Here is a 26,531-nt window from a genome sequence, read left to right on the forward strand (position 1 = left end):
CGCTTCAGCGCTCTTGGGGCCCAAGCCCAACAACATACCTTTCTTGGTACGTAGTTGCGCTTCAGCGCTCTTGGGGCCCAAGCCCAACAACATACCTTTTAGTCGATCGCACCATCGGATTTTTCCTTAGCATCATAGCACGCGCCCATATGTACTTCGTTGCGACGCTTAGCAAGCTCAATCTGATGCTGCCGCTCTAATAAAGCTTGTTTTTTAGCTTCGGTTTTCGAGTCATGACAATGAGGACAACTCACGCCCAGGACAAAAAATTCAGAAGCCTTATCTTCCTCACTAATCGGGTGACGACAACCGCGACAAAGTTCATAGTTACCAGGTTTTAAATCGTGAACAACAGAAACCCGTTCATCAAAGACAAAACATTCACCTTCCCAACGACTTTCTGCTTCCGGAACCGTTTCCAAATATTTTAAAATCCCGCCTTCGAGATGATAGACTTCTTGAAAACCTTGCGATCGCAAAAAAGCAGTAGATTTTTCGCAGCGAATGCCACCCGTGCAAAACATTGCCACCTTGGGTTTATCGCGCAAAGCAGTTTCTTGCTGCACCCATTCAGGTAACTCGGAAAAGCTTTTGGTTTTGGGATTGATAGCGCCTGCAAAAGTACCCATAGATACTTCGTAGTCGTTACGCACATCAACTACGACAACATCAGGATCGTCAAGCAGCTTATTCCACTCATCGGGCTTGACATATTTGCCAGCCATGAGAGATGGATTAATATCGGGTATTCCCATCGTGACGATTTCGCGTTTTAAGCGGATTTTTAGGCGGTAAAACGGTGCTTTTTCTGAGAAAGATTCTTTGTGAACCAAATCAGCAAAACGCGCGTCACTACGCAAGAATGCCAGCACTGCGCGCACGCCCTCGGATGAACCGGCGATCGTACCATTGATGCCTTCGGCTGCTAACAAGATGGTGCCTTTGACGTTGTTTTTGTTGCAACAATCGATTAGCGGTGCTTTCAAATCGGCAAAATCGGATAGTTCAACGAACTTATATAATGCAGCGGTTAAGAAATTAGCCATAGATCGAATTGATAGCACTAATTAATTTTCATAGTTGTATGAAAATTCAGTTAAAGCGGACGGTGGGACTCGAACCCACGACGTTCAGCATGGGAAGCTGACATTCTACCACTGAATTACGTCCGCGCTTAGTCTGTTTTACTGGCTTTTACTTTTTAGGGATTGCGGTAAATAATGACTAGACACACATTATACGACGATTTTGGGATTTTGAGTCAATGATTTTGAGAATTATTTTTTGGGGTTGCCGATCGCCCATGGCGGCAAAATTAATAGGGTGCGTCAGTCTCGATCGCCGGAATTTTTCGGACAAACCTGAGATCTGACGCACCGTACACTCCAAAAGCCTTCTCCTGACGCAGGAAGAGACGGCAGTGCCCGTTTCCCTACCCGGAGATATTCGATCGCCCTTGGCCTCTTTTCTTCCCCCGCACCCGATCGAAAATCCAGACTTGCAAGCCATCCATGTAGGTATAAACCACCGGAATTACCACCAAAGTTAATAGCGTAGAAGTCATCAAACCGCCAATTACCGCCATCGCCATCGGACTCCGCACCCCAGATCCCGCGCCAATTCCCAGCGCGATCGGCACCATCCCAGCTATCATGGCGATCGTTGTCATCAAAATCGGCCGCAACCGCGCTACACCAGAATCCAGCGTCGCCTCATACATCGGTTCGCCTTCCTTCTGATTCATAATCGCGTAATCAACCAGCAAAATCGAATTCTTCGTCACAATTCCCATCAGCAACACTACACCAATCAAAGCGTACAAACCGAGAGATTTTTGTCCTACCAAAAGTCCCAACAGCGCGCCACCCAAAGATAAAGGTAATGCCGCCATAATCGTCACCGGATGCAAGAAATTGGCAAACAACAGCACCAACACACCATAAATAAACAGTACCGCCGTTCCCAAGGCCCCCGCAAAACCGCTGAAAATATCCTGCATAACTTTTGCATCGCCCGAAGATTCTTGTTCCACGCCAGGGGGTAAAGGATTCATTGCAGGCAGTTTTTTCACCGCAGCAACAGCTTCTCCTAAAGTCGTACCTTGCAACAAATTGCCCTCTACAGATACTTGACGAGCTCTGTCATAGCGATCGATCTGAGAAGGCCCGCTACCCAAAGCAATATCCGCCACTGCCCTCAACGGTACTAAAGTATTATTTTTACCCGGTATTTGCAGATTCTTAATTGTTTCGATATCGCTGCGAAACTGCGGCGCCAACATCACATGAATCGGAATTTGTCGATCGGGCAAATCAAACTTAGCAAGATTTGAGTCAATATCTCCAATCGTTGCCAAAGAAGCAGTGCGAGCAATTTGTTGCACCGAAACACCCTGATCCGCCGCCCGATTTGGATCGGGTTTTACCAAAATTTCCGGCTTGACTAAACTCGCGCTAGATTGTACCTCAATCAGTCCCGGAAGTTGCCTCATTTGTTGCGTCAGAGTTTCCGCAGTTTTGGTTAAAGCCTCCGCATTTTCGCTCTTGAGGACGATCGACATTTGCTTCCTACCGCCCACACGCCCTTGAGCAAAACTCAGCCGCACACCGGGAACATCGGCAAGTTTCGGCCGCATTTCCTCCTCAAACTTCTGTTGTCCGATCCGCTGATTGGCGGGTTTCAATTTCACGTACAGACTGGCTGTATTTACGCCACTAGCGCCCCCTCCGCCACCACCTGGCCCCCCGGATACTGTCGGAGCGCCTTCGGTCTCCAAAACGCTTTTTACGGCCCGATGGGCGAGCAATAATTTAGTTGCTTGCTGCACTGCTAAATCTGTCTGCGACAAGGTAGAACCGGGCGGCAATTCAATGGAAACAGTCGAAAGTCCGGTATCATCGCGATCGATAAACCCAGTCGGAATGAAAGGAATTAACTGAACGCTGCCGAAAAATAAAGCAACAGCTAAAATTAGGACGATCGCCCGATGCTTCAGAGCCCAAGTCAAAAGTCGGCGGTACTGATAAGAAAGTTGGTCTTTTTTAAGTTCCTCATGATGTCCTTTCTCCTTAAATAAATAAGCCGCCATCATCGGAGTCACAGTGCGGGCTACTAACAGCGAAAATAACACCGACGCCGAAACCGTCACGCCAAAAGGTCGAAAAAACTGACCAGGAATTCCCGGCATAAAAGCCACCGGCGCAAACACCGAAACAATCGTCATCGTGGTAGCAACGACAGCTAAACCAATTTCAGCAGAAGCATCCAAAGCAGCTTGATAAGCCGTTTTCCCCATCCCGACGTGCCGTTCAATATTTTCAATTTCGACGATCGCATCATCGACTAATATACCCACCACCAGCGATAGCGCCAACAAAGTCATACCGTTAAGCGTATATCCCACCATCCTCAGTACAGCAAAAGTAGGAATTGCCGACAGCGGCAAAGCCACAGCAGCAATCAAAGTAGCCCGCCAATCCCGCAGAAATATAAAAATCGTGATAATCGCTAAAACCGACCCCAAAATTAAAGCATCCACAGAAGCTTCATAGGAATCTCGGATGTGATCTGCTAAAGTATAAATAAGTTCAAGCTTCACATCAGGCGGCAAAGTTTTTTCCATTTTCTTAACAGTTGCCCGCACCGCTTCTTCTACAGTAACGAGAGTGCTGCCAGTGCTGCGGAGGATAGCAAAAGCTACAACAGGCTTGTTATTGAGCCGCGCGCCCTGACGCGCTTCTGCATAGCCTTCCTCAACTTTTCCCAAGCCCGAAAGCGGCACAAAACCGCCTTTAGGTAAAGTAATTTGATAAGCTTTCAACTGTTCGATAGTTTTGGCACTGCCGATAGTGCGGACTGTTTGTTCGGAATTGCCGATTTCCGTGCGTCCGCCGGGAAGATTGATGTTGAAATTGCGAATTTGGTCGTTAACTTGGGTAGCTGTAATCCCCAGACTTTGCAGTTGTTCGGGGTTTAAATCAACTCGAATATCCCTGTCCCTGCCTCCGATTCGCTGCACTTGAGCGACACCTTTGACCGACAACAGGACACGGCTGATGTTTTGGTCGATTAATTCGCTTAGCTGTTCTACCGTTTGGCGATCGGAAACGACGGCGTAGGACATAATGGAACTACCGGCAAATTCCACCCGTTTGACGACTGGATCGTTGATGTCTTGGGGCAGGCTTTGGCGAATTTGGGCGATCGCATTTCGGACATCATTCGTAGCGCGATCGCTATTTGTGCCCAACAAAAAGTTAACTGTAGTATTAGAAGAACCGTCATTAACAGTAGAAATAATGTGGTCAATATTGCCCAAACCCGCCACAGCATCTTCTACTTTTTTCGTAACTTGAGATTCAAGTTCGGCTGGATCTGCCCCCGGTTGGCTGACAGATATCGAAACTGAAGGCACATCGATGTTCGGTGAATCATCAATACCTAAAACCGGAAAGGATACTAATCCCCCGATTGTCAGAATCAAGAATAAAACAATCGTCGGGACAGGCTGTTTAATCGACCAAGCCGAAATATTAAAAGACATAATTGGAATGGTAATTGGTAATTGGTAATTGGTAATTGGTAATTGGTAATTGGTAATTGGTAATTGGTAATTGGTAATTGGTAATTGGTAATTGGTAATATAGTTCTTATTATTTAAATTCTTGTGGAGTGGGCCGGAGAGCCGCTCCAAATATCTACTAACTAACTAATCTTCTTCTTTAAATTCTTGTGTAGTGGGCCGGATAGCCGCTCCAAATATCTACTAACTAACTAATCTTCTTCTTTAAATTCTTGTGGGGTGGGCCGGAGAGCCCGCTCCAAATATCTACTAACTAACTAACTAATCTTCTCCTTAAAATTCTTGTGGAGTAGGCCGGAGAGCCCGCTCCAAATATGTAGTAGTAAGCAACTAATCGTAAGGTGCTTAGCGTGGAAAATTATTAGTCTGTCGTCGCCAAATTCTCACCTGACGCACCCTACAATAAATAATGACTACCAACTGTCAACTACCAACTGTCAACTGCCAACTGTCAACTGTCAACTGCCAACTGCCAACTGCCAACTGCCAACTGCCAACTACCAACTACCAACTGTCTACTGACTACTAACTTTAATCCGATCGCCATCCTTAAGATAACCAGCCCCAGCAACCACCACTTTATCGCCCGCCTTCAACCCCTTTTTAATCTGAACCTGAGCAGTCGTCAAATCACCAACCGCTCCCCCAGTAATCTCTCCAACTTCCACAGGTTGAGCCTGCACCTTATCCTCGCCCACAAGTTTGTAAACAATAGAACTGCCGTCAGACTGTGGTAAAATAGCCTTAGCAGGAACTTTCAAACCTTGAGCCGTCGCCGTCGAAATCGAGGCGCGCAAAAACATTCCCGATCGCAAAAACTCACTTGTCGGCAAATCAATCTTCACCGTAGCCTGCCGATTTTGCGGGTCAACTAACGGCGAAATTTCTCGCACAGTTCCCGACAACTTAATCCGCTTATCAGAATCCGAAGTAATCTGCACCGCCGTTCCCGGCTGCACTTGAGAAACCTGAGTTTCCGGTACTTTTAATTGCAGTTCCAGCTTGTTTCCTCGAATAATCGAAAATAGTTTTTGACTTCCCGAAGAAACATCACCAACTCGACCAATTCTTTCAGATACAATACCGCTGTCCGGCGCTCGGACAATTGTTTGTTCGAGTTGAGTTTGCAACTGTTTCACTCGCGCATCATTACTGCGAACACCTGCTGCATTGTTCCCGACATTTGCGCGCGCGCTGCTGACAGCAGAGCCGGCCGTATTCACCTTAGCGCGGGCGCTGCTGAGGGCCGCTCTCGCCGTACTGATATTAGCTTCTGCTGTAGCTACTTTAGCTTGAGCCGATCGCACTTCTTCCGCCGCTTTGTTCTGTTCTTCCAAAGCTTTATTCAAATCAGCCTTAGCTTTGTTCACATCTTGAACAGCAGTATCTCGCTCGGTTTTGCGCTTTTCCAAATCTTGCTGGCTGATTACTCCCTGGGAAGCCAAATTTTGGGTGCGATTTACTTCTCTTTGAGCTTGAGCTAATTTAGCCTCAGCAGAAGCAATCCCCGCCTTAGCTTGCTCGACACTAGCCTTGGCTTGCTCGACACCTGCTTGAGCTTGGCCCACGCCCGTTTTGGCTTGCGCTGCGTCAGCGACGGCTTTTTCAACGCCGGCTTGGGCTTGAGCAACGCCGGCTTGGGCTTCTTGTTGGGCTGACTGGGCTTGTTGCACCTGAGCTTGCGCTTGTTCTACCGTAGAATCTGCCGATTCTACCTTAGCAGTGGCTTCGGCAATTTGCGATCGCAGCACCGAATCATCCAAAACCGCCATTACCTGACCTTTTTCTACCGCATCCCCTTCTTTTACCAAAACCTGCTTGATTTGCAAACCGTTGGCTTGCGGCAGCACCGGCAGCAAATCGTAGGGCGCCACAGTCCCCGTCGCTTCCAGAGTTTGAGCCACCTCGGCCGATTCCACAGCAGCCACTGTCACCGTCTGATGCGTCCCCTGCTGAGCCGCCGCTGGGGCTGCAACTGGGGGACGCGCGCTCTTCTGGCCCGCAGTCAAGTGTACTGCTAGCAGCGTTGCAGCTACGCCAATCCCTGCGCCCGCCAACAGCGTCGGCCACCTGAGTCCTTTACTGGGAGGAACTTCTGGTTCTTCAGCTTCGGAAACTTCTGATTGTTCGTCTGGAACTTCTAAGGCTATTTCTCGTTCATCTTCTTCAGAGGAGAAGTGCCAGCGAGAGGTATCTGAGATGCCAGTTTCAGGCGCATCCACTGCTGATTTGCTGTCGCGCCCGCTCTGCACGGGGACAAGCGGTTGCTGTTCTTCTGCTTCTGAAAAAACTTGATTCGTCACGGTAGTTCCTCCCGCCGGTTTGAGCCTGGGGTTTTTGATATTGTAAAGAAAGATTGCGGTTTTAATATCTAATTTATTTTAGCTGAGCGTGCGATCGGTCGCGCCTCCTCCTTGTGGGTGAGTGTGGCGCCATTTCACCTGATAATCGCGATTTCGATCCGAGGTTGTGCGATCGACCTTTGACTCGATCGGGATTTTGAGGCAGAGTAATCTTAGCGCGATTTGCGATCGCTTGCAGGGCGATCGGACTCAGATTTTCTGTCCCAGAGCGTTTTTACCATCACCAACTCATCACTGCCAAAAGAATTTAATCTAATATTGAACTGATTATTGCTAATCTATAGTTTAATATAGCGATCCTAAATCATTTGTGAACTTCTTCTTACTCCCTCCCCTTACTAAGGGGAGGGTTGGGGTGGGGTAAAAAAAATACGATTCATTTAGGATTGCTATATCTTTGTTGTATAATACGGCACAGAAGCTAAAAAACTTGTGCCAGTTTAATTGATAAAATCACAATGAATAGTGTATTTACTCCCGTCCAACAGTTTCTAATTACTTGGTTGCTAGTGCTAGTGACTGGATGGTTTACCCTGACTGCTATCAATTATGTTGGGGAACTGGTCAGCATTTTAGTAACAGCGGGACTGATTGCATTCTTATTAAATTATGCAGTAATCAGACTGCAAGTATTTTTGCCGCGGGGAATAGCTGCGGGGCTGGTTTATTTGATGGCGGGTGTGGTAGTCGCAGTCATCGGTTTAACTATTGTACCGCCCGTATTCAGTCAAGCGAGACAGTTGGGGGTGAGGTTCCCGGACTTGCTGGAGTCAGCGCGGCAGCAGTTAGGCGAATTTCAAGCGTGGAGTGCCGATCGCAATTTACCATTTGACGTGCAAATATTGGAACAGCAGTTATCAGCCAAAGTCCAGGAACAAGTACAAGCAATCGCAGGTACAAGTTTAGGCTTAGTTGTCGGTACAGTTAACTGGTTTCTCGACTTAATTTTTATCCTGGTAATTTCATTTTATATGCTGCTAGACGGTCAAAGAGTTTGGCAGGGTTTGACCAGCATTTTTTCGCCGGATATTCGCTATGTTCTCACAGATACTTTGCAGCGAAACCTCCAGCGATTTGTCTCGGGACAGTTATTGCTGGGACTCTTTATGGCGACCTCGCTAACTCTGGCTTTTTGGTGGCTGCAAGTGCCGTTTTTTCTGTTGTTTGCCGTGTTTATCGGATTGACAGAAATAATTCCGTTTATCGGAGCGACGCTGGGCATCGGCACTGTTAGTATAATTGTAGCGTTTATCGATTGGTGGCTGGCGCTCCAAGTGTTGGCAGTTGCGATCGGTCTCCAGCAAATCAAGGATAATTTAGTAGCACCCCGAATTATGGGCAATCTCACGGGGTTGAGTCCGGTAATTATTTTTACAGCTTTGCTCTTAGGAGGTAGAGTGGGAGGATTGTTAGGAGTTATCCTGGCAATTCCCCTGACTGGGGTGGTCAAAAGTATCGTGGAAATTGTACTCAATCCCAAATTACCTCCGCAAACAGGTTCGTTTTTCTACAATCCTTTTAACGGCGAGGAATTGGGGAAAATTGCCGAAAATGAAAATAGAATAATTTTGGTAGCCGATGAAAAAAAATAGTTTAAGGTTTGTAGTAAGGACTTCAGTCCTTCATTCAATTGACAGTTGACAGTTGACAGTTGACAGTTGACAAAGGAAGGAAGAGGATTGGAGTAATGAATAGTCTGATTTTAATTTTTCCCTACAAGGGTTCCGGCTTTCAACCAATTCTTTCTGCTAAAAATTGTATTAGTAACGAATTCAGCCCTTGCTACTGATTCCGTGAAGAAAGGATTAGGGGCATCTCAGTTTTGCTATTATGTGAGTGCGAGCGTCCCCGCTCGCTTCCTTATATGTAGCGAGCGGGGACGCTCGCACTCCTCAAACCGCTTCTTACTCTCCGAAAAAAACGCTCGCAAAGGACTAAAGTCCTCACTACAAACCTGGGAGGACTAAAGTCCTTACTACGAACCTAGGAGGACTAAAGTCCTTACTACGAACCTGGGAGGACTAAAGTCCTTACTACGAACCAACTTAAAATCTCAAACCTAAAACTTATGAAATGGTGGCAAAATCTTAAAAATAATCCTCTAGCTCGGTTGGGAGCCGTAGTGCTGTTAATTTTTTATACAGTCGCACTTTTTGCCGAATTTGTGGCTCCCTACGACCCCTACGACTCTCAATTAAACAGTTCCTTGCTGCCACCAACTCAGATTTATTTAAGCACCAAAGACGGGCGATTTATCGGCCCCCACGTTTACCCGACTGCTCAGGGGCCGGTGGATGCGAATACGGGCGCTCGCGAGGTAATTGTAGACTGGCAAAAACCATCTGCTGTTGGTTTGTTTGTCAAAGGTTCTCCCTATAAGTTTTTAGGAATTTTGCCTTGGGATATCCACCTGTTTGGCACTACAGGAGAAGGCAAAATTAACCTTTTAGGCACTGATGAACAAGCTCGCGATCAATTCAGCCGCTTAGTACAGGGCAGCCGCATTAGCCTCAGTATTGGTTTAGTTGGTATAGCAATTTCCTTTCCTTTAGGATTGTTAATCGGAGGAATATCTGGTTATTTCGGCAGTTGGATTGACAGTATTTTAATGCGCTTTGCTGAAGTATTGATGACGATTCCCGGTCTTTATTTATTAGTAGCTCTAGCGGCAGTCCTTCCGCCCGGATTGACAAGTGCTCAGCGATTTATTTTGATTGTGCTGATTACTTCATTTATCAGTTGGGCGAGTTTGGCGCGGGTAATTCGCGGTCAGGTACTGTCAATTAAACAGCTAGAATTCGTGCAAGCGGCGCGGGCTATGGGCGCCAACCCAATTTATATTATTGTCCGCCACGTGTTGCCACAAACTGCAACTTATGTAATTATTTCTGCTACTTTGTCGGTTCCGGGTTTTATTGTGGCGGAGTCGGTTTTGAGTTTGATTGGTTTGGGAATTCAACAGCCCGATCCTTCGTGGGGAAATTTGCTATCTTTGTCTACGAATGCTTCAATTATAGTGTTGCAGCCCTGGTTGGTTTGGCCTCCGGCGACGCTGATTATTTTGACTGTTTTGGCGTTCAATTTATTGGGGGATGGATTGCGGGATGCTCTCGATCCGAGAAGCATTCAAAGGTAATTGTTCAGTTGACAGTTGACAGTTGACAGTTGACAGTTGACAGTTTAAGAGCGACCTCTACCTAGAAGGAAGAGGATTGGAGTAATGAATAGTCGGATTTTAATTTCTCCCTCACTCGCTTTCTTGCTTTCAACCAATTCTTTCTGGTAATGGGGAATTGGTAATGGGGAATTGGTAATGACGAAGCAAAAAATGACCAATGACCAATGACCAATTACTTGTTTAAGTATTAATAGGTAAGCGGATGGTAAAAGTAGAACCAACACCGACTTGACTGTTTACTGAAATATTGCCACCCATCATGAGGCAAAAACGCTGGCTGATTGCTAGTCCCAAACCAGTGCCGCCGTATTTGCGCGTGGTAGAAGCGTCTGCTTGGATAAAGGGTTGGAAAATGTTCTGCAATTCCTCGGGATTCATGCCAATTCCTGTATCTGTACAATTAACTACTAAAAATTCTTTACTGGGATTTGAGGATGGAGAATTTACCGCAGGTTCCGAACTGTTTTGTGGTGTCGCTTCGCTGCTGTAGCCGGCGATTTGTTCTCGGCTGGCGCTGAGGGTAATTGTACCATTGTGAGTGAATTTGGCGGCATTGCTTAGCAAATTCAATAAAATCTGCCTCAGTTTGGTAATGTCACCGTGCATAGTGCCGATATTGCCTATTTGCTGTAAGTTTAAAGTGTTATGATTTTTCTCAATTAGTGGCGCGGCGGTGTCGGCGACTTCTTCAATTAAGGTGGCGATGTCGAAGGTTTCTAAGTAGAGATCCATGCGACCGGCTTCGATTTTAGAAATGTCGAGAATGTCGTTTATTAGCGATAGCAAGTGTCGGCCGGATGTGCGGATTTTGTCTAAGTCTGGGGTGAGTTCATTGTAGCCGGATTCTTCGGTTTCTTCTTGGAGCATTTCGCTGTAGCCGATGATGGCATTGAGGGGCGTCCGCAGTTCGTGGCTCATGTTTGCTAAAAATGCGCTTTTTGCGGTGGAGGCTGCTTCGGCTGCTTCTAGGGCGAGTTGCAAGGCGGATTCAAAGACTTTACGATCGCTAATATCCTCGACACTACCTTCATAGTAGATTACCTCACCGCGCGTGTCGCACACTGCACGGGCGCTTTCGGAAATCCAAATTATGCTGCCGTCAACGCGGTAAACTTCTGACTCAAACCCCGAAATTTGTCCAGATTCTTTCATCACTCGCATAAACTTCTCGCGTTGTTGAGGATTGACGTAAGTTTGCTGTCTGATGTTGGTGAGATTTGATGTCAATTCTTCGGGAGTGGCGTAGCCGTAGATGCGGGCTAAGGATGGATTTACGCTCAAGAAGCGACCTTCGGGGGTGGTTTGAAAAATGCCTTCGACTGCGTTTTCAAAGATGCTGCGGTATTTTTGTTCTGCTTGACGCAGGGCGTTTTGTGTCCGATCGCGATCGCTGGCTTCGATCGCCAATGATACCAAATCTGCGAGGGAAGCAGCAAAATTTTGTTCTTCTACTGTCCAGTGGCGAGCACTTCCCACCTGTTCGATACAGATGACTCCGACTGTTTGGCCTCCCAGTCGCACTGGCGCATCTAAGGTTGATGTGGTGCCGTTTTGTGCAAAGTAAGATGCCACAAATTCTCTGGTTCTGATATCTGAGAGAGCGTCGTCGGCTGCGATCGTCCGGTCTTCTTCCAAAGCTTTAAAATAAGCTGGATAGTCTGGTGCTGCGAGTTCGGCACCTTGGGAATGCTCGCTGTTACTGCGGTGAAATTGGTCTAGACATTGCAATTTAGATCGGCTTTCATCGTACAACCACGCTCCGGCTGCTTCTGCATCTAGGGTATGAGCCGCCGCTTCGGTGATTTCTCTTAAAGCTACTTGCAAATCGCCTCGATATAGCGCTTTATTTCTTGCCAATTCTAGCAAAATCGTATTTTGTTTGAGCAATTGTTTTTGCCTCATCCGCCGCACTGATTCGGCTCGCTTCTGTTCGGTAATGTCGCGAGCCACCCAAATTACGGATTCTTCTGAAAGCGGCGAAATGCTGGCGGCAAAACAAATTTCGCGGTCGTTAATGGTTAAATCGTACTCGATGCTAACTGTTTGCTGACTATCTAAGGCTGCTCGAATGTGGTTGAGAAAATTGTCTGCTGTAGCTTGCGGGAACAGCTCTCCGATAGTTTTACCAACTAATTCTGCTGCTGGTTTGTAGAGCAGCGACATATTTGTGGGCGCGATTTTCAAATAGCGACCGGTGGCATCCACAACTACAATTAATTCGTTCATGGCTGCAAACAAAGCCCGCAATTCTGCTTCGGTGGCTTCGAGTTCGGCAGTCCGCTCTGCTACTCGCTGTTCTAAACTGGAGTTGGTTCGTTCTAGGGCTACAAAAGACGATCGCAATTGTCTGGCCATCTGGTTGAAAGACTGAGCCAGGACGCCGAGTTCATTGACGCCTTTGACTTCGACTTCGCCGTCTAATTCGGCGGAGGTGAAGTCGGCAGCTTCGGACATTTTTGTTAAAGCTTTGGAAGCTTCCAGCAATCGGGTAATTGGTGTGACAACCCAGCGAGATGTGAAAATTCCCAGGACGATCGCCAGTATGAAGGCAAAAAAGCACAATAAAATAGTTGTGCGAGTGTTGGCGTTAATTTGCTCCATAAAGTCTGCTTCCGGGATTGCTACGACAATCAGCCAATCGAGACCGCGGCCGTCTCGCAGGGGAGCGACCGTAATGAATTGACGTTTGCCTTTTATATCGAAGCTAAACTGTCCTTGGCTGTCAATTTCTTCAAAACTGCCAAATCGTGTTTGCAAGTATGTGGAAGCCGATCGAATTAGCAAATTTTTGCTCTGTGTTGCCAACAGCCGTTTTTGTCCTTTGTTGTCAGTGATAAACGGCAATTCATCTGTGGAACTGGCGACTATTTCCCCGCTGCGCTCGATCGCAAAAACTTCTCCTGACGGGCTAATTTTGATACTTTTGAGAAAATCGCTGATTTGAGAAAGAGTCAGGTCAATTGCCAATACCCCCCGCAGTTTTCCTGTTTCAGTGTAAATAGGCATCACCGGCGTAATGCCGAGAACTGGCGAGGCAGTGAAGACGTAGATCGGAGACCAGGTGGCTTTTTCTGCCTGTTTGGCAGCTTGATACCACGGTCTAGTACGGGGGTCGTAGGGGGCGGTTTTGATTAGCTCAGTGCGGTTTCCTTTGCTGTCGAGGCGATAAATTTGGCGGTTGGGAGCAGTTGATTCGTCTCTGATGTATACTAATTCATCTGCTTCGCGTTTGAGCAAGAGGAATTTGCCCTGTTCGTCGCCGTAGTAGATGGTTGTAGTGCGATCGCTCAGCTTGGTCTGATTCCAAAAAAAGCGCTCTAAGTTGGGGAAGTCATCAGGGTCTAGGTTTCCAGAGGCGATCGCAGCATTATTCATTTGCAGGAACAGGTGAGACACCTCTCCAAAACTGCGGAAATTTTCTTTAGTCCTCGCTGCGACTTCCAAGCTCAACCTGGTAGCAAGGTCATTGACGGCTTTCTGGCCGTTGCGAAAAGACAGCCATCCAGTGACGCCGACTGCTACGGAGATTTGCACCACCAGCGGCATCAGCAAGACGAGGCTCAGTGACATCTTGGGCGAGCTTTTCATCAGACGACGGCTCAGAGTTTTCAATAACATCAATATTATTCTGACACCTACGAGGTTTGCGTATCGTTTGTCGTTTCCAAGATGCCCTAGATAGTATAAGTTATAGCCTTTCTCAAAAAGGTGAGGTATGACTGACAGGTTATATAACCACTGAAACCAAGAGGGCTGAAGCCCAACAACGTACCTCATCTTTGTGAGAACCGCTATACAAAGTCCCACAGCAATATTGAATTGGGGTAGCCGCCCGGTCAAAACTTCGCTGAGGTTTCAAGCACTACTGTAAAAAAATTGTAATATTAATCATGGTACTACTTTCCTGAATCTGGCGATCGCGATCGAGAACTCCAAGGGAGCATCTCTGTTTTGCATTTAATAGTGCTGTCGGGAGCTCGCGTATCGTATAATACGCGAGCTATACGAGTTCGCACTATAAAAAAATTCTTTTTACAAAAATGAGATGCTCCCGAACTCCAGCCCCAAAACTCACACCAGGTCAAAAAAGCATACAACTCCTTAATTCATCAGTCATTCCCAATTCTAAAATCTTTAACCTAAAATCGGATCGCTTTCTCCGAGTGCAGGTTGCCTGCCTTACCGCTGGTTAATACAAATTAGATTAGAATTTTCAATGGCTGGGGGATGTCAAAAATGTAAGTTATTTGACACCAGACTGTTAAAAAATTTGCTATTCATAGAATAAGCGGGCAAAAGCGCGATCGCACGCCAAGACTGTAATTAAAGGATCTTGTGGTGCATCGAGGGCAGCAACGTCACTCGATTTTAGATTTTAGATTTTAGATTTTAGATTTACTCGCCTCGATCGAGGAGGTTGAACAGGAGTCTAAAATTTTGGGTGCGACCTCCATGAGCCTCGGCCATGTGTACCTATTTTTGCGTAATGTCAAGTGTTTTTGGCTTTTGTGGACAATGGCTTACGCCCCGCTACGCGATCGACCTTTGAGCAAAATAATACTTCGGGAGGATAACATGAGCTATACATTTGAAATCCTGGGCGTATCTCCAACTTTAACGTTTTTTAACCAGCAGCAGGAATTACTGCAACAACAGCAGCCGTCAGGTGTAGAATACTTGGGAAACCGAAAGTGTACTCTCGATTCTTTTGTAGCATCGGTAGAGATAATTTCTCCCTATCGCGGCTGGGATGTCGATCGAGTTGTAAATACCGTGATTAGTTTCTGGATGAACAACTCGGATAGCATCCAGTATTGGAAGGATAGATTGCAGGATGCCGGCAGCGAAAACTTGTTAGTAGCCAGAGTAGGCGATATCAAGTCTTTGCAAGCTGCATTTGAATCGCTACTGGGCGAATAGGAAGGAAGCATCTCATTTTCGTAAAAAGCCTTTTTTTGTTTGAGTGCGATCGTCCCTGCTCTCTTATACAATACGCGAGCGGGGACAGCAATAATATAAAAGCACCATGCAGATGCTCGCAATCGGAAAATCTGGAATTGGCAAAAAGTCGATCGACAATCACTAAAATCAAATCCCAATTCCCAATTCCCAATTCCCAATTCCCAATTCCCAATTCCCAATTCCTATGTCTCGTTCAAAAGCCCTGCAATCTTATATTTTTGTCCGCTTGCTACTCGCACCCCTAATGTTGTGGACAATCACCACAGCAGTATTTTTGTTACTCCGGGCCACTCCGGGCGACCCCATAGATGCCATTCTCGGCTCGCGAGCACCCGCCGCCGCCAAAGCAGCAATGCGAACCCAACTAGGCCTCGACGCACCCCTGTGGGAGCAATATCTAAAATACATGAAAGACTTGCTGGGCTTCGACTTGGGAACCTCCATCACCACTCGCGGCCAAACCGTCTGGCAAATTATCGGAGACTATTTCCCCGCGACAGTCGAATTAGCAGTTTGTAGCATGGCCATAGCTTTAATTGTCGGCATCAGTATCGGTTCCCTGGCGGCATCCCGCCCCAACACTATTTTCGATGCAGCAGGCCGTTTGTTTGGGATTATTACTTACTCGCTGCCGGCTTTTTGGGCTGGCATGGTTTTGCAGTTGATTTTCGCCGTACAGTTGGGCTGGTTTCCGTTGGGAACTCGGTTTCCGGTAACATTCCCAGCTCCCCAAGGCTACACGGGACTGTACACTGTAGACAGTCTCTTGAGCGCTAACCCCGGTCAGTTTTTCACAAGTTTGCATTATTTGGCACTCCCGAGTTTGACGCTGGGCATTCTTTTGAGTGGCATTTTTGAGCGAATTGTCAGGGTGAATCTGAAGCAAACTTTGCAAGCAGATTATGTTGAAGCAGCTAGAGCTCGCGGAATTCCTGAATTGCAAATTTTATGGGCTCACGCTCTCAAAAATGCGCTGATTCCGGTAATTACTGTCTTGGGACTGACTTTTGCTGCACTGTTGGGTGGTGCTATTTTAACTGAGGTTACTTTTTCTTGGCCGGGGCTGGCAAATCGTCTTTATGAAGCGATTAGCTTGCGAGATTATCCAACTGTTCAAGGTATTGTGGTGTTTTTTGCGGGAATTGTAGTAATTGCTAGTATTGTAATTGATATTTTAAATGCTTACATTGACCCGCGAATTAGATACTAAATGAAGGAAGAGTTGACAGTTGACAGTTGACAGTTGACAGTTGACAGTTGACAAAAAAAAGAATAAAGAATGAAGATTTTCGCCCTCTCCCCCTCTCCCAATCTCCCACTCCCCGGCTATCTGCTCCTTTGATATGCGTGGAAGATTATTAGGTACGATCGACTAAAATATTAAACTCACAATAAGTAAAATTAGTTGCAGGACTGATTGTCAAAAAAATGAAAATACAGGGAACCGATTATGCTACAGCGATTGTACTTATTCAGAAGTTGCTGGAAAAGCTGTTAGGAGATGAGGTTTTAGTGCGGGTGGAGCTACCAATTCAGTTAGGCGATGCCCAAGCAAAACCGTCGATCGCAGTTGTGATGCCAGACGCCCTGCGCTATACTGACCGCCATCCCATCGCCTCGGAGATATATCTGCTGATCGAAATAGTCGATGGTACGCTTCAAAATGACTGCGAGACTCAAGGAGATATCTATGCTGCATCGCAGATTGACGATTTTTGGGTGCTAGATATCCACCAACGCCAGCTTCATGTATTTCGAGAACCCTCAGACGACGGGTACCGGAGTCAAATGATTTTGTCAGAGGATTCGACTGTGGCGCTCTCAGCTTTTTCTAAGTGTACTTTCTGCGTGCGCGAGATGTTGCAGGCAGTGGCGGCTCTCTAGGAGGATTTGTAAACAGTTGACAGTTGACAGTTGACAGTTGACAGTTGACAGTTGACAGTTGACAGTTGACAGTTGACAGTTGACAGTTGACAGTTGGAGAGCTACCTCTACCCAGAAGTCTGAGTATTGGAGTAATGAATACTCTGATTTTAATGTCTCCCTCGAAGGCGGGCGGGCTTTCAACCAATTCTTTCTGGTAAAAAAGATCGGCTTTCAGAATGAGGACACTTGGCAGTTTATAAGGCATAGTGGATCCAATAAATATAACATTTGAGGAAGTGCTGATGAGATTATTGCGCCTCGCAGCCGCTCTATCGGCTGCCTTGACTCCATTGATGGCACAAGTCGCCTTTAGCCGTCCCATGCCCGGAACGGGCCAGTTTCCCAGGGCCTCAAACCCGCGAGTAGATGTGCCGGTTTGCTTCATCGAAACCCCAAGCGGTACAACTTTTGATTTAGTCAGCTTGTGCGGCACCAACGCTGCTCCCCAAAAAACGGCTCCCGCAGCCGACAACCCAGCCAATGCTCCTGGAAATAACCCCAATGCAGCTAATCCAGCAGCCCCCCCGAACCCCAACAGCGTTACCAGAGATGCTGCCGGCGCCCCGATAACTACTCCTGCTGGTACCGCAAATCCCGCAAATCCCGCAAATCCCGCAAATCCGGGAACTACACCGAATACAATTCCCAACAACAACAACGCAAATCCGGGAACTTCGCCGAATACTAATCCCAACAACAACAACGCCAATCCGGGAACTTCGCCGAATACTAATCAGCAGAATAATCTCAATCCGGGAACTTCGCCGAATACTAATCCCAACAATAATGCCAATCCGGGAACTTCGCCGAATACCAATCAGCAGAATAATTTCAATCCGGGAACTTCGCCGAATACTAATCAACAGAATAATTTCAATCCGGGAACTTCGCCGAATACCAATCCCAGCAACAATGTGTCTCCCAACAGTACCACGGGCAACGGCACGGGTAGTTTTTGAAGGACGATCGCCCGATAAGTTAAGCTAAGACTGGAAGTAGCGATTCCCTACCCTTTGGGATAGCTTCGATCGCGCGTAGTTGAGGAGACCAACTGTGTCAAACTTAGTTCAACGCTTAGAAATAACTGCTCATCCGCAACTCGAAAAATCCCTCGGCTATCGAGGAGACAGTCGCTGGGTAGCTTGGCGGTGGGAACCCGACATCGACCAACTTATTTTCAGCGACGGCAAAATAGTCGGAACTGGCAATAACATGGCTTGGCTGGTATTTTTGCAGCACGATTTAGTTCAGCCTGCGCTACAAGAGTACAACTTCGGCGAGGGCGATCGCTACTGGCTGCTGTTAGACACCGAAACTCGAAATCTCTACGTTGGGGAAGGGAAAGCAGTTCAAAGTCTGCTGGAACAGCCGGAAAGTTTAGCTTTGTTAGCTTGTCTAGATGGCGGCAATGCCGGAAAAACTGCTGAAACTTGGCAGCAAACCCGAGCCCAAGTAACTGCAACAACCGCCTTTCGCCACCTCACAAACGTCATTCCTTTCGGAATTGCCGCTGCTTTAATAGGTGCTTTAGGAGTCGGAACCGGTTGGTGGGTAGTCCCGACGGTGCAGCAGAAACTCGCCGAAAAAACAACTTTTACTTCCCCCATTAGTTCAGTCGCCAACTGCGGGATTGGCGGTTCCGACGATTTTTCAGCCTATGTTGGTTCGTCAACCGGAGATAAAGAACTTCATTTGATTGGTGTTTACGAAGCTAATGCCGAACACGGGAAGGCAAATTTGTCGAAAAGTGCTATCCAAGTCAAAGTAGAACGCCGCAACAAGCCAATAATACTTGCACTTTCGGCCTACGAACCAGTCAACTGGAACGTGACTGTAGAACCCGGAGCAGTTATCGAGAAAATCATTGTTAACGGATACAACAACCAAACAGTTTCAGGAGTTTCGGGAATTCCGATACAAGTGCACAGCTACGAAGCAACCGGAAACTACATCGGCGACTTTATTTACAAGTGGGGTACAAATCCTGAAAGTAATACTCCCTCCCTCGTGACTAAACTCGAACAGACAAGCCGCACAAGTTTAACATCTTTTCAAGGATGTTACAGAGGTACGAACTTTAGTATTAAATGAGTGTAGCGATAGACACCGAAAATTTAAAACCTAGTCTGGTCAAATCACAAAACCCGCGCGGGCGGGTTTTTTATTGAAATTTAACATTCTTAGTATTTCTATGGTATGATATGCCGTGGCGTTATTATCAATAATCATATAATTTCCGGTAAATTCAATGCCATCAAGAAGGTTTGATCGTTCGGAATGCGAGTCCTCGGATTGATGCGGACTAAATTCCTCACTACGAACCAATTTGATCGTTCGGAATGCGAGTCCTCGGATTGATGCGGACTAAAGTCCTCACTACGAACCAATTTGATTGTGTTGATTCTTTTCGGACTTGATGTCAATTTCCAATTCTTACAATGCTAACACAATCCCTATGAAATACTGGTATGAAACCCTCGCAGTAGCGCAGCGAATTTTAATTGAATTGGGAAGGCGGCGGCGCAGCTTAGTCTTGTGGAGTATTTTTCCAATTTCTATCTTGCTAATCAATGGTTTAATTTTAAAAGAACGCGCCAATCTCACCACAGCCAAAGCCTTTGAAAGTGCTGCACCTGCAAGTTTAGTAGGAGCCGCTTTATTTTTTAGCTGTCTCGGCGGCAGTGTAGCCACGGTAGTCTCAGAGCGAGAACAGCATACTCTCAAGCGCTTATTTGTTTCCCCCCTGAGTGGCACTTCCTACTTTTTAGGAATTTTTCTGGCTCACAGTGCGATCGGCATCGGTCAGGTACTTTTAGTATACACGATAGCAGCGTGTTTGGGAGCACAATTTCAAGGATCTATTCTGTTAGGATGCGCGATTATTCTACTCAGCATTGTATCCTACGTAGGAGTTGGCTTTATTCTGGGGACGCAGTTTGCGAGGCGCACAGAAGATGTCAACTCGCTAGTAGCCGCTTTCGGCGTTCCTTTGTTGATTTTAGGAGGTGCATTTTTGCCAACTGCGCTGTTCCCCAAAACCCTGCTGGATCTCGCCCAGTACAATCCGATTTATCATATGAACGAAGCGCTGATAGGCGTGTGGGCTAACGGCAAAGATTTTGCGGATATTGAATCGCACTTCTGGTTTTTATTCATATTTGCTATTTCGATGATCGCAGGCGGATGGCTGTCATATCGGCGGATGTTAAGAGTAGAAAGAAGACTTTAAATAAATCAGGGAATTAAAAGATAATTTAGAGAAAAAACTAGGAGATTTTAAGCAGTGCTGCAAATAGAAAAGCTAAATAAGGCTTACGGCGAACGTTCAGTGCTTAACGATTTAACACTGCACATTCAAGCTGGCGAAATTTACGGTTTGCTGGGGCCAAATGGGGCGGGCAAAACTACAACTATCAATATTTTATGCAATTTGCTAAATGCTGACAGCGGTAAGGTTTTCATCAATGGCGAACCTGTTTCGGAAGCTACTAAACTGTTAATCGGTGTAGCGCCTCAAGAAAATTTGCTTTACAAAAGCCTTAGCTGTGCAGAAAACCTCAATTTTTTTGCTCAAATTTATGGTTTAGAGCGCCAACAGCGCCGCTATCAAGTAGAACAATGCTTAAAAGCAGTAAATTTGATAGATAGAGCTCAAAGTCCGGTGGAAACTTTGAGCGGAGGAATGCAGCGCCGTTTGAATATTGCGGTGGCTTTGGTTCACCAGCCTAAATTAGTAATTTTAGATGAACCAACAACTGGTTTAGATATTGAGGCTCGTTATGAAATTTGGGAGTTGATTCAGCGTTTGCAATCGGAAGGAATTACGATTTTGCTAACAACTCATTTGTTGGATGAAGCTGAGCGTTTGTGTCAGAGAATTGGGATTTTAAAGAATGGTAGTATTGTGGCTGAGGGCAGTTTGGAGGAGTTGCAAAAACTAATTCCGGCTCAGGAAATTATTGTGGTTAAAACCGACGCAGAAGCTGAAGTCATCGCCCGCGCAGCAGAATACAGTTTTATTCCCCGCCGCTACGGTAGCGATTTGGCTTTTTGGCTGCCGGAACGTTTGGAATTAAAGGATATTATTTTGCGTTTTGATGGGATTTCTATTGATTCAATAGCTCGCTATCCGGTGCGGTTAGAACATATTTATGTAGAGGTTACAAAACAAACTCTATCTTAACATTTCTGACCCTCGCGCACAATCCAAGAAACCGGGTTTTTACGATTTTTACCGACAGTAACGAAGTATTCTCGCAAAAACCCGGTTTCTAGCTACCCGTGCGTCCATCCGCCACCATCAGCGGTTAAAGTTCCAAAGTAATTAACTGAGCAATTTCTTCCGTTTGAAAACCCAAAGCCATCGGCTTTTGCACTCCCGGAATCACCTGCACATCATAAAGTTCTGTGACAACTCCTTCAAACCGCAACCAATGTACGATCGCACCAGTAGTCAAATCTATCACCATCATACCGCAGCGAGCCTCAGCATCTTTGGCTACCAACAACTCATCCAACTCTAAACCGCTAAAAGTATTGTCACCACCCCTCGGTTTCGACAATCCAACAATCGCCCAATTTTGCCAAAAAGCCAATCCTCGGACATATGCCGGACAAAATGCGATCGCCTGAAATTTCCCTGTCTCTAAATCGACATAACCAAATTCTCCTCTCCCCGAATTCAGCAACCACAACTTATCTTGATACCAGCGAGGTGAATGCGGCATCGACAATCCCGTAGCGATGATATCATTAGATGCGACATCAATCACGATACCGCCATTTTTTCTGCGATCGCGCCAACCATCCACCACATCCGACTGACTCGACGCTGTGACATATTTTGCCTCTCCATCCACCATTGCCAAACCGTTGAGGTGACAGCGGTCTTCGTTGATGTATTGTGAGATAAACGGCGGTTTCCACAAAGGTTTGCAACTGTGGCGATCGCTCAAAGTAGCGATACAATTAAACAACGTGCTAATAAACAGGATTTGGTTATTTTTATCGACAGCGATATCGTGAATGTCGATATCTCCTGTGGTGTGGGCGATGCGCGGTATGTAAAGGCGATCGTAACCTTGATGTTGTCCACCCGCAGCTAGCACATTGTCTAATTGCCAGAGTTGATATTTTGAGCTGAGGTAGAGGCGTTCCGGCGTGCAGAAAAGTCCCATTGCGCGATCGAATATTCGCCAATATCCAGAAATTGTATTGGTTTCGGGATTATTCCCAATTAACATTAACCTGCTAGTTTGATAGGTAGTACAAGCCAGGGAGATATTTTGAGAATTTAACCAAGATGGCAAATCGCGATCGCCAATTAAACTATGCGGCGCATCCGCACTACCGATCGTTTCTCGCTGCTGGCCGTTTTCCATATTTTTATCTGTTATATTTGCTAATTTTTCCGCTGTTGTATTGGTTAAATTATCGCACGAATTGGTTGTCAAGTTCCTCGGTAAATCTGCTGTTTCTATTTTTTCTAATTGCGGGACACTTATCGCCCCCGGCAACTCACCGGATTGATATCTTTCCCAAACCATTTGATAGGCTAATTCCAAATGCCGCACGGTTTGAGGAGTATCAAACAACGGCAATTGTCGGCGGTTTTCATTGAGGTAATCTTTTAGCTTTTGCAACTCTTGAGGGTGAGTTGCTAAATGCACTGCCAATTGTTCGTATTCCTCTAAATTATTGACTGCCAATTGCGGTAAATTCACTGCATTTAACAAACTCGCACCCACCCGCGAGGCAAAAGTTTCACCAGGACAAGTAATCGAGGGAATTCCCATCCATAAAGCATCGCTACCCGTCGTATGAGCATTACAATAAAAAGTATCGAGACATAAGTCAACCCAAATGTGGCGCGTTAGGTGTTCTTCCTGAAACAATCGCGGTGCAAAAATCAAGCGTTTGGGATCTATTCCGCGCAATTTAGCTTCAGCTTGCAGGCGGTTTGTGGCTTCGGAATTGCTGTCTAGCAGCCACAGCACGCTATCAGGTACGCGCTCTAAAATGTGCAGCCACACGCTAAAAATTATGGGTTCAATTTTGCGGCTGTGATTGAAACAAGCGAAGACAAAGGTATTTTCTGGCAAGCCGTATTTAGCTTTGGGATTTTTAAGTTTAATTTGCGGATCTTCTGCCGGACAAACTCGCCGATCGTTGTTAATTTGATAGCAGTCTGGCAGGCAAATAAATTGTTCGCTAAAGAACTCGGCAAGGCGCGGTGGCGTTACAATATTATCGGTGATAATGTAATCAATAAAATCAGCACCCATAGTGCTAGCATAAGTTAAATAATTAATTTGAATCGGAGCGGGACGCATGGCAACAATTCTCGGATTAGAATATAGGGTGTAGCCTCCCATATCGATGAGAATATGAATGCCGTCATTATAGATTGTTTCGGCTGCTGCTTCCGCCAGCATTCCCCGCAAATCGGTAAATTTGTTGCAATCTGCTGCTAGTTTTCGCCGTTCATTGCTGCCATCGTCGGGGCCGAGAGAGTAGGCAAATACTTCAAATTTAGCGCGATCGTGCAAAGCGAATAATTCACCCATTAAATGCGTTAAAGCGTGTTGGTAAAAATCACCGGCGATGTAGCCGATTCGCAAAGTTTTGGGAGATGTAGCCGGAGGAATGTGAGGGGGAAAATAATTTTGTTTAACTCTACTGCTGGTAAGTTGAGAGAAGTAGCGAGTAATTGCGAGATGTCTGTCAGCCGTAAAGGGTGAAAACATCACAAAATCAAAAATAGATAAATCTTGTAAGTTATTTTGCTCAATTAAAGTTGCGCCGATTTGCCACATTCTTTCGCTGTCGGCTGCGAGAGTATCCCACTGGCAAATTCCTTGATTGATTTTTACCAAAGCTGCCATTGCATTGATATTATTCGCATCAAGTTGCAAAATTTTTCGATAGTTGGCTGCGGCTTCGCTGTTTTCATCGCAGCGATATTGAAGGTTAGCTAAGTTGCCGCGATAAGTAAGAGAATCTGGTTGCAATTCTACAGCTTTTTGATGGCAAGCTTTGGCTTCGAGGAGTTTTCTTGTTGGGTAAGCAAGACTCCTAAACTGTTAAGGGCGATCGCATAATTAGGATTGTACGTTACAGCTTGTTGGTAAGCCCCGATCGCCTCCTCAATTTCTCCTAAATTTTCCCAACATACTCCTAGATTGTACCATGCTTGAGAGTAGCGACGTTCGCGATTTAAAGCTTGGCGGTAAAGTTCGATCGCCCCAAGCCATTCCTGCTTGACTAACTTAGCATTTCCCAGTTGGAAATAGGCGGGCGCGCAATCAGGTTGCTGGGCGATTATCTGCTGGTATTCTTTTTCCGCGCTTTCCCAGTCACCTTGTTTTTGGAGGGTTAGGGCGCGATCGTACATGATTTCTGCGGAATTACTTTGAGACATTTGTTGATGTTCGATCGAATGTTAACAATTTAAGTATCGCAATTATTTTAGCACCTGGTTCGCTGGCAATAATTGCCTCAAATTAATGATCTGGGAATTGAGATGGCATCCGGTCGATCGAGTGCCCTAAGATTAGTTCGCAGTACAGACTTGGTGTCCGCGCCACCAATTATTTTTATTGGGTATAAAGATAGGATGGAAATAATATCATACTAAATCCCGGTTATTTATATTATTTATAAATCCTTCATCTCGAACTAAAGCCGCAAATGTTGGCGCGTGCCTGTGGTGAAAAACTTATCCTGTCTCGTCGCGCAAGCCCTAGGTATGTATCCAAAGCGGATTTGGGATAAGTTCGATCTGAGATCCGACTTGTCAGTTCCCCAGATGCAGACCCATAATACAAAGCAAAAGTCAAGGCGCGATCGGCATTCTTAGAGATATAGTAAATTTGGAGAAAGGGTTGCAATATTTTGCAAACTATGGTAAAAAAAATAAGTGCATCTATAGCCTTCCACAACTAGATCGGGTAGAAAAACATCCTTGCAAATTCGGTTCTCGGTACGATCGGGTGTACCTTATCTTGCTCAGAAGCGCTGTAAATATTTTACTAGGTCGCATCTAACTGCCACGAGTGAACTCAAATAGGCAGTAATTAATATCATAATTCCCAGCGGGAGTGCCACGCTCAGTTTTTACTTTGCTGGCAGCTTTGCAGCGTCAAAATCCACGCTTTCACCCGGTGATGACTGGTCCGTTCGGGAGTTTAGTCATCTGCTGGCAGCTACAAGCAAACGTAGTTAGTTTTCTGCGTTCATTTCCCACGATCGTAGCAGATCCAGGTTAGATATCCCTTGATAACTGACCGCGGACTATTTTGTGCTGCACTTCGCAAGTCTTTTGAGTCTCTGCGTTAGTGAAGGCTGCCCTTCGGGCTGACGCTTCGCTGGATTCGCCACGACCAAAAATACCACCAACGGGTAGTAAACCCAGATTTTGTATCAGTTATCTGGAGCGAGAAATCGCTCCCTGTAATAGGGAGCTTAACTCCTGTCGGAGCTGTATGTCAACAATAGATATCCACAATTGTACCTACAATGAACTTACCAACCGTACAGAAACAAATCATTTTCCTAGACTCTGCCGTAGAGAATTATCAACACCTGATAAAAGGAGCAGATGAAGGCGCCAAAATAGTAATTTTAGATGACAACAGTAGTGGCATCGCACAAATAACCGAAGCCCTAGCAGCCGAAAGTAATGTTGCAGCTATTCATATCATTTCCCACGGCAGCCCCGGCAGCATCAACCTCGGTACAGCAACAGTTAATAGTGATTACCTAGAAAAATTCAGTACCCAACTCCAACAGTGGAGAAAAGCCCTCACAACAAAGGCAAACATCCTCTTATACGGTTGTGAAGTAGCCGCTTGCGAAACAGGCAAAAACTTCCTCAAGCGACTGAGCGAGCTCGCAGGTGCAAGCATTGCCGCCTCAGCCAACCTCACCGGCAGCACTGAATTAGGGGGAGACTGGAACCTAGAAATACAAACAGGTCCTATAGAAGCAAGAGTACCATTTAACCCCAAGGCCCTCAAAACCTACAGCGGCGTACTAGGCTTGGCCCCCAAAGTTGACTTCACCACTGGCAATAACCCCAACTCCGTCAGCATCGGCGACTTCAACGGCGACGGAAAACCAGACTTAGCTGTGGCGAATCTCAACAGCAACACTACCTCCATCCTGCTCAATACCACCCCCACCAACGCCACCACCCCCACTTTCGCCACCCAAGCCACCTTTGCTACTGACATTAACCCCGCCTCCGTGAGCATCGGCGACTTCAACGGTGACGGAAAACCTGACTTAGCAACGGCGAACGTCACCAACATCGCCTCCATCCTGCTCAACACCACCGCCACGGGAGCTACCACCCCCACCTTCGCCCCCAAAGTAGACTTCCCAACTGGCAGTAGTCCCGTATCCGTCAGCATCGGCGACATCAACGGCGACGGAAAACCAGACTTAGCTGTGGCGAACGCGGGCAGCAACACCGCCTCCATCCTGCTCAATACCACCACCACCGGAGCCACCACCCCCA

At 46.3% G+C, this 26,531-nt stretch carries 17 protein-coding genes and 1 tRNA gene; 11 read left to right on the plus strand and 7 right to left on the minus strand.

All coding sequences use genetic code 11. The annotated features are described in order from the left end of the window. Positions 1–98 precede the first annotated feature (98 nt). The 4 genes from trhO to JGK14_RS09490 all read right to left on the minus strand — a co-directional run bounded on the left by trhO (position 99) and on the right by JGK14_RS09490 (position 6,885). A complete protein-coding gene (trhO, locus tag JGK14_RS09475) occupies positions 99–1,046 on the minus strand; it encodes an oxygen-dependent tRNA uridine(34) hydroxylase TrhO (protein ID WP_325314997.1) in 948 nt (315 codons plus the stop codon). A gap of 54 nt (positions 1,047–1,100) precedes the next feature. Next, positions 1,101–1,172: transfer RNA gene (locus JGK14_RS09480), tRNA-Gly, on the minus strand. A 260-nt stretch (positions 1,173–1,432) separates the two neighbouring features. Beyond that, on the minus strand, positions 1,433–4,543 hold the full coding sequence (locus tag JGK14_RS09485) for an efflux RND transporter permease subunit (protein ID WP_442921445.1): 3,111 nt from the start codon (positions 4,541–4,543) through the stop codon (positions 1,433–1,435). 554 nt (positions 4,544–5,097) lie between these two features. Further along, positions 5,098–6,885: an efflux RND transporter periplasmic adaptor subunit gene (locus JGK14_RS09490; protein ID WP_293207457.1), complete on the minus strand. Its 1,788-nt coding sequence runs from the start codon at positions 6,883–6,885 to the stop codon at positions 5,098–5,100. Between the two features lie 518 nt (positions 6,886–7,403). On the opposite strand from JGK14_RS09490, the gene JGK14_RS09495 reads away from it, so the two are divergent. Then, positions 7,404–8,537: an AI-2E family transporter gene (locus JGK14_RS09495; protein WP_293179855.1), complete on the plus strand. Its 1,134-nt coding sequence runs from the start codon at positions 7,404–7,406 to the stop codon at positions 8,535–8,537. A gap of 476 nt (positions 8,538–9,013) precedes the next feature. After that, positions 9,014–10,081: an ABC transporter permease gene (locus JGK14_RS09500; protein ID WP_293179852.1), complete on the plus strand. Its 1,068-nt coding sequence runs from the start codon at positions 9,014–9,016 to the stop codon at positions 10,079–10,081. A gap of 222 nt (positions 10,082–10,303) precedes the next feature. Here JGK14_RS09500 and JGK14_RS09505 read toward each other — a convergent pair whose 3' ends face one another. Then, positions 10,304–13,693: a PAS domain S-box protein gene (locus JGK14_RS09505; RefSeq protein WP_442921444.1), complete on the minus strand. Its 3,390-nt coding sequence runs from the start codon at positions 13,691–13,693 to the stop codon at positions 10,304–10,306. A gap of 1,005 nt (positions 13,694–14,698) precedes the next feature. Between JGK14_RS09505 and JGK14_RS09510 the strand changes: the two genes are divergently transcribed. From JGK14_RS09510 to JGK14_RS09540, 7 genes are all read left to right on the plus strand, one after another. Beyond that, positions 14,699–15,043, plus strand: coding sequence for a hypothetical protein (locus JGK14_RS09510; protein WP_293179849.1), 345 nt, complete (start codon positions 14,699–14,701; stop codon positions 15,041–15,043). A gap of 226 nt (positions 15,044–15,269) precedes the next feature. Beyond that, positions 15,270–16,295 carry an ABC transporter permease gene (locus tag JGK14_RS09515; protein WP_293179846.1) on the plus strand — a complete coding sequence of 342 codons (1,026 nt, stop codon included), beginning with the start codon at positions 15,270–15,272 and terminating at the stop codon, positions 16,293–16,295. 203 nt (positions 16,296–16,498) lie between these two features. After that, positions 16,499–16,969 carry a Uma2 family endonuclease gene (locus JGK14_RS09520; protein WP_293179979.1) on the plus strand — a complete coding sequence of 157 codons (471 nt, stop codon included), beginning with the start codon at positions 16,499–16,501 and terminating at the stop codon, positions 16,967–16,969. A 284-nt stretch (positions 16,970–17,253) separates the two neighbouring features. Beyond that, on the plus strand, positions 17,254–17,970 hold the full coding sequence (locus JGK14_RS09525) for a hypothetical protein (RefSeq protein ID WP_325314999.1): 717 nt from the start codon (positions 17,254–17,256) through the stop codon (positions 17,968–17,970). Positions 17,971–18,064: 94 nt separating this feature from the next. Continuing rightward, positions 18,065–19,102, plus strand: coding sequence for a hypothetical protein (locus tag JGK14_RS09530; RefSeq protein ID WP_325315000.1), 1,038 nt, complete (start codon positions 18,065–18,067; stop codon positions 19,100–19,102). Positions 19,103–19,466: 364 nt separating this feature from the next. Next, complete coding sequence (locus tag JGK14_RS09535) at positions 19,467–20,240, plus strand: ABC transporter permease (protein WP_293179837.1); 774 nt, start codon at positions 19,467–19,469, stop codon at positions 20,238–20,240. Between the two features lie 54 nt (positions 20,241–20,294). After that, positions 20,295–21,194, plus strand: a complete 900-nt coding sequence (locus tag JGK14_RS09540; RefSeq protein ID WP_293190935.1) for an ABC transporter ATP-binding protein — start codon at positions 20,295–20,297, stop codon at positions 21,192–21,194. 124 nt (positions 21,195–21,318) lie between these two features. Here the strand turns inward: JGK14_RS09540 and JGK14_RS09545 are convergent, their stop codons facing one another. Then, complete coding sequence (locus JGK14_RS09545; protein WP_325315001.1) at positions 21,319–24,021, minus strand: TIGR03032 family protein; 2,703 nt, start codon at positions 24,019–24,021, stop codon at positions 21,319–21,321. Positions 24,022–24,023: 2 nt separating this feature from the next. Continuing rightward, a complete protein-coding gene (locus tag JGK14_RS09550) occupies positions 24,024–24,431 on the minus strand; it encodes a tetratricopeptide repeat protein (protein ID WP_325315002.1) in 408 nt (135 codons plus the stop codon). 679 nt (positions 24,432–25,110) lie between these two features. On the opposite strand from JGK14_RS09550, the gene JGK14_RS09555 reads away from it, so the two are divergent. Then, positions 25,111–25,278 carry a hypothetical protein gene (locus JGK14_RS09555; protein WP_293190939.1) on the plus strand — a complete coding sequence of 56 codons (168 nt, stop codon included), beginning with the start codon at positions 25,111–25,113 and terminating at the stop codon, positions 25,276–25,278. A gap of 250 nt (positions 25,279–25,528) precedes the next feature. Continuing rightward, positions 25,529–26,531 (plus strand): DUF4347 domain-containing protein (locus tag JGK14_RS09560; RefSeq protein ID WP_293219418.1); only part of this gene is annotated, 1,003 nt, incomplete at its 3' end.

This window comes from Microcoleus sp. PH2017_28_MFU_U_A (genome assembly GCF_020738035.1).
Taxonomy (GTDB): domain Bacteria; phylum Cyanobacteriota; class Cyanobacteriia; order Cyanobacteriales; family Microcoleaceae; genus Microcoleus.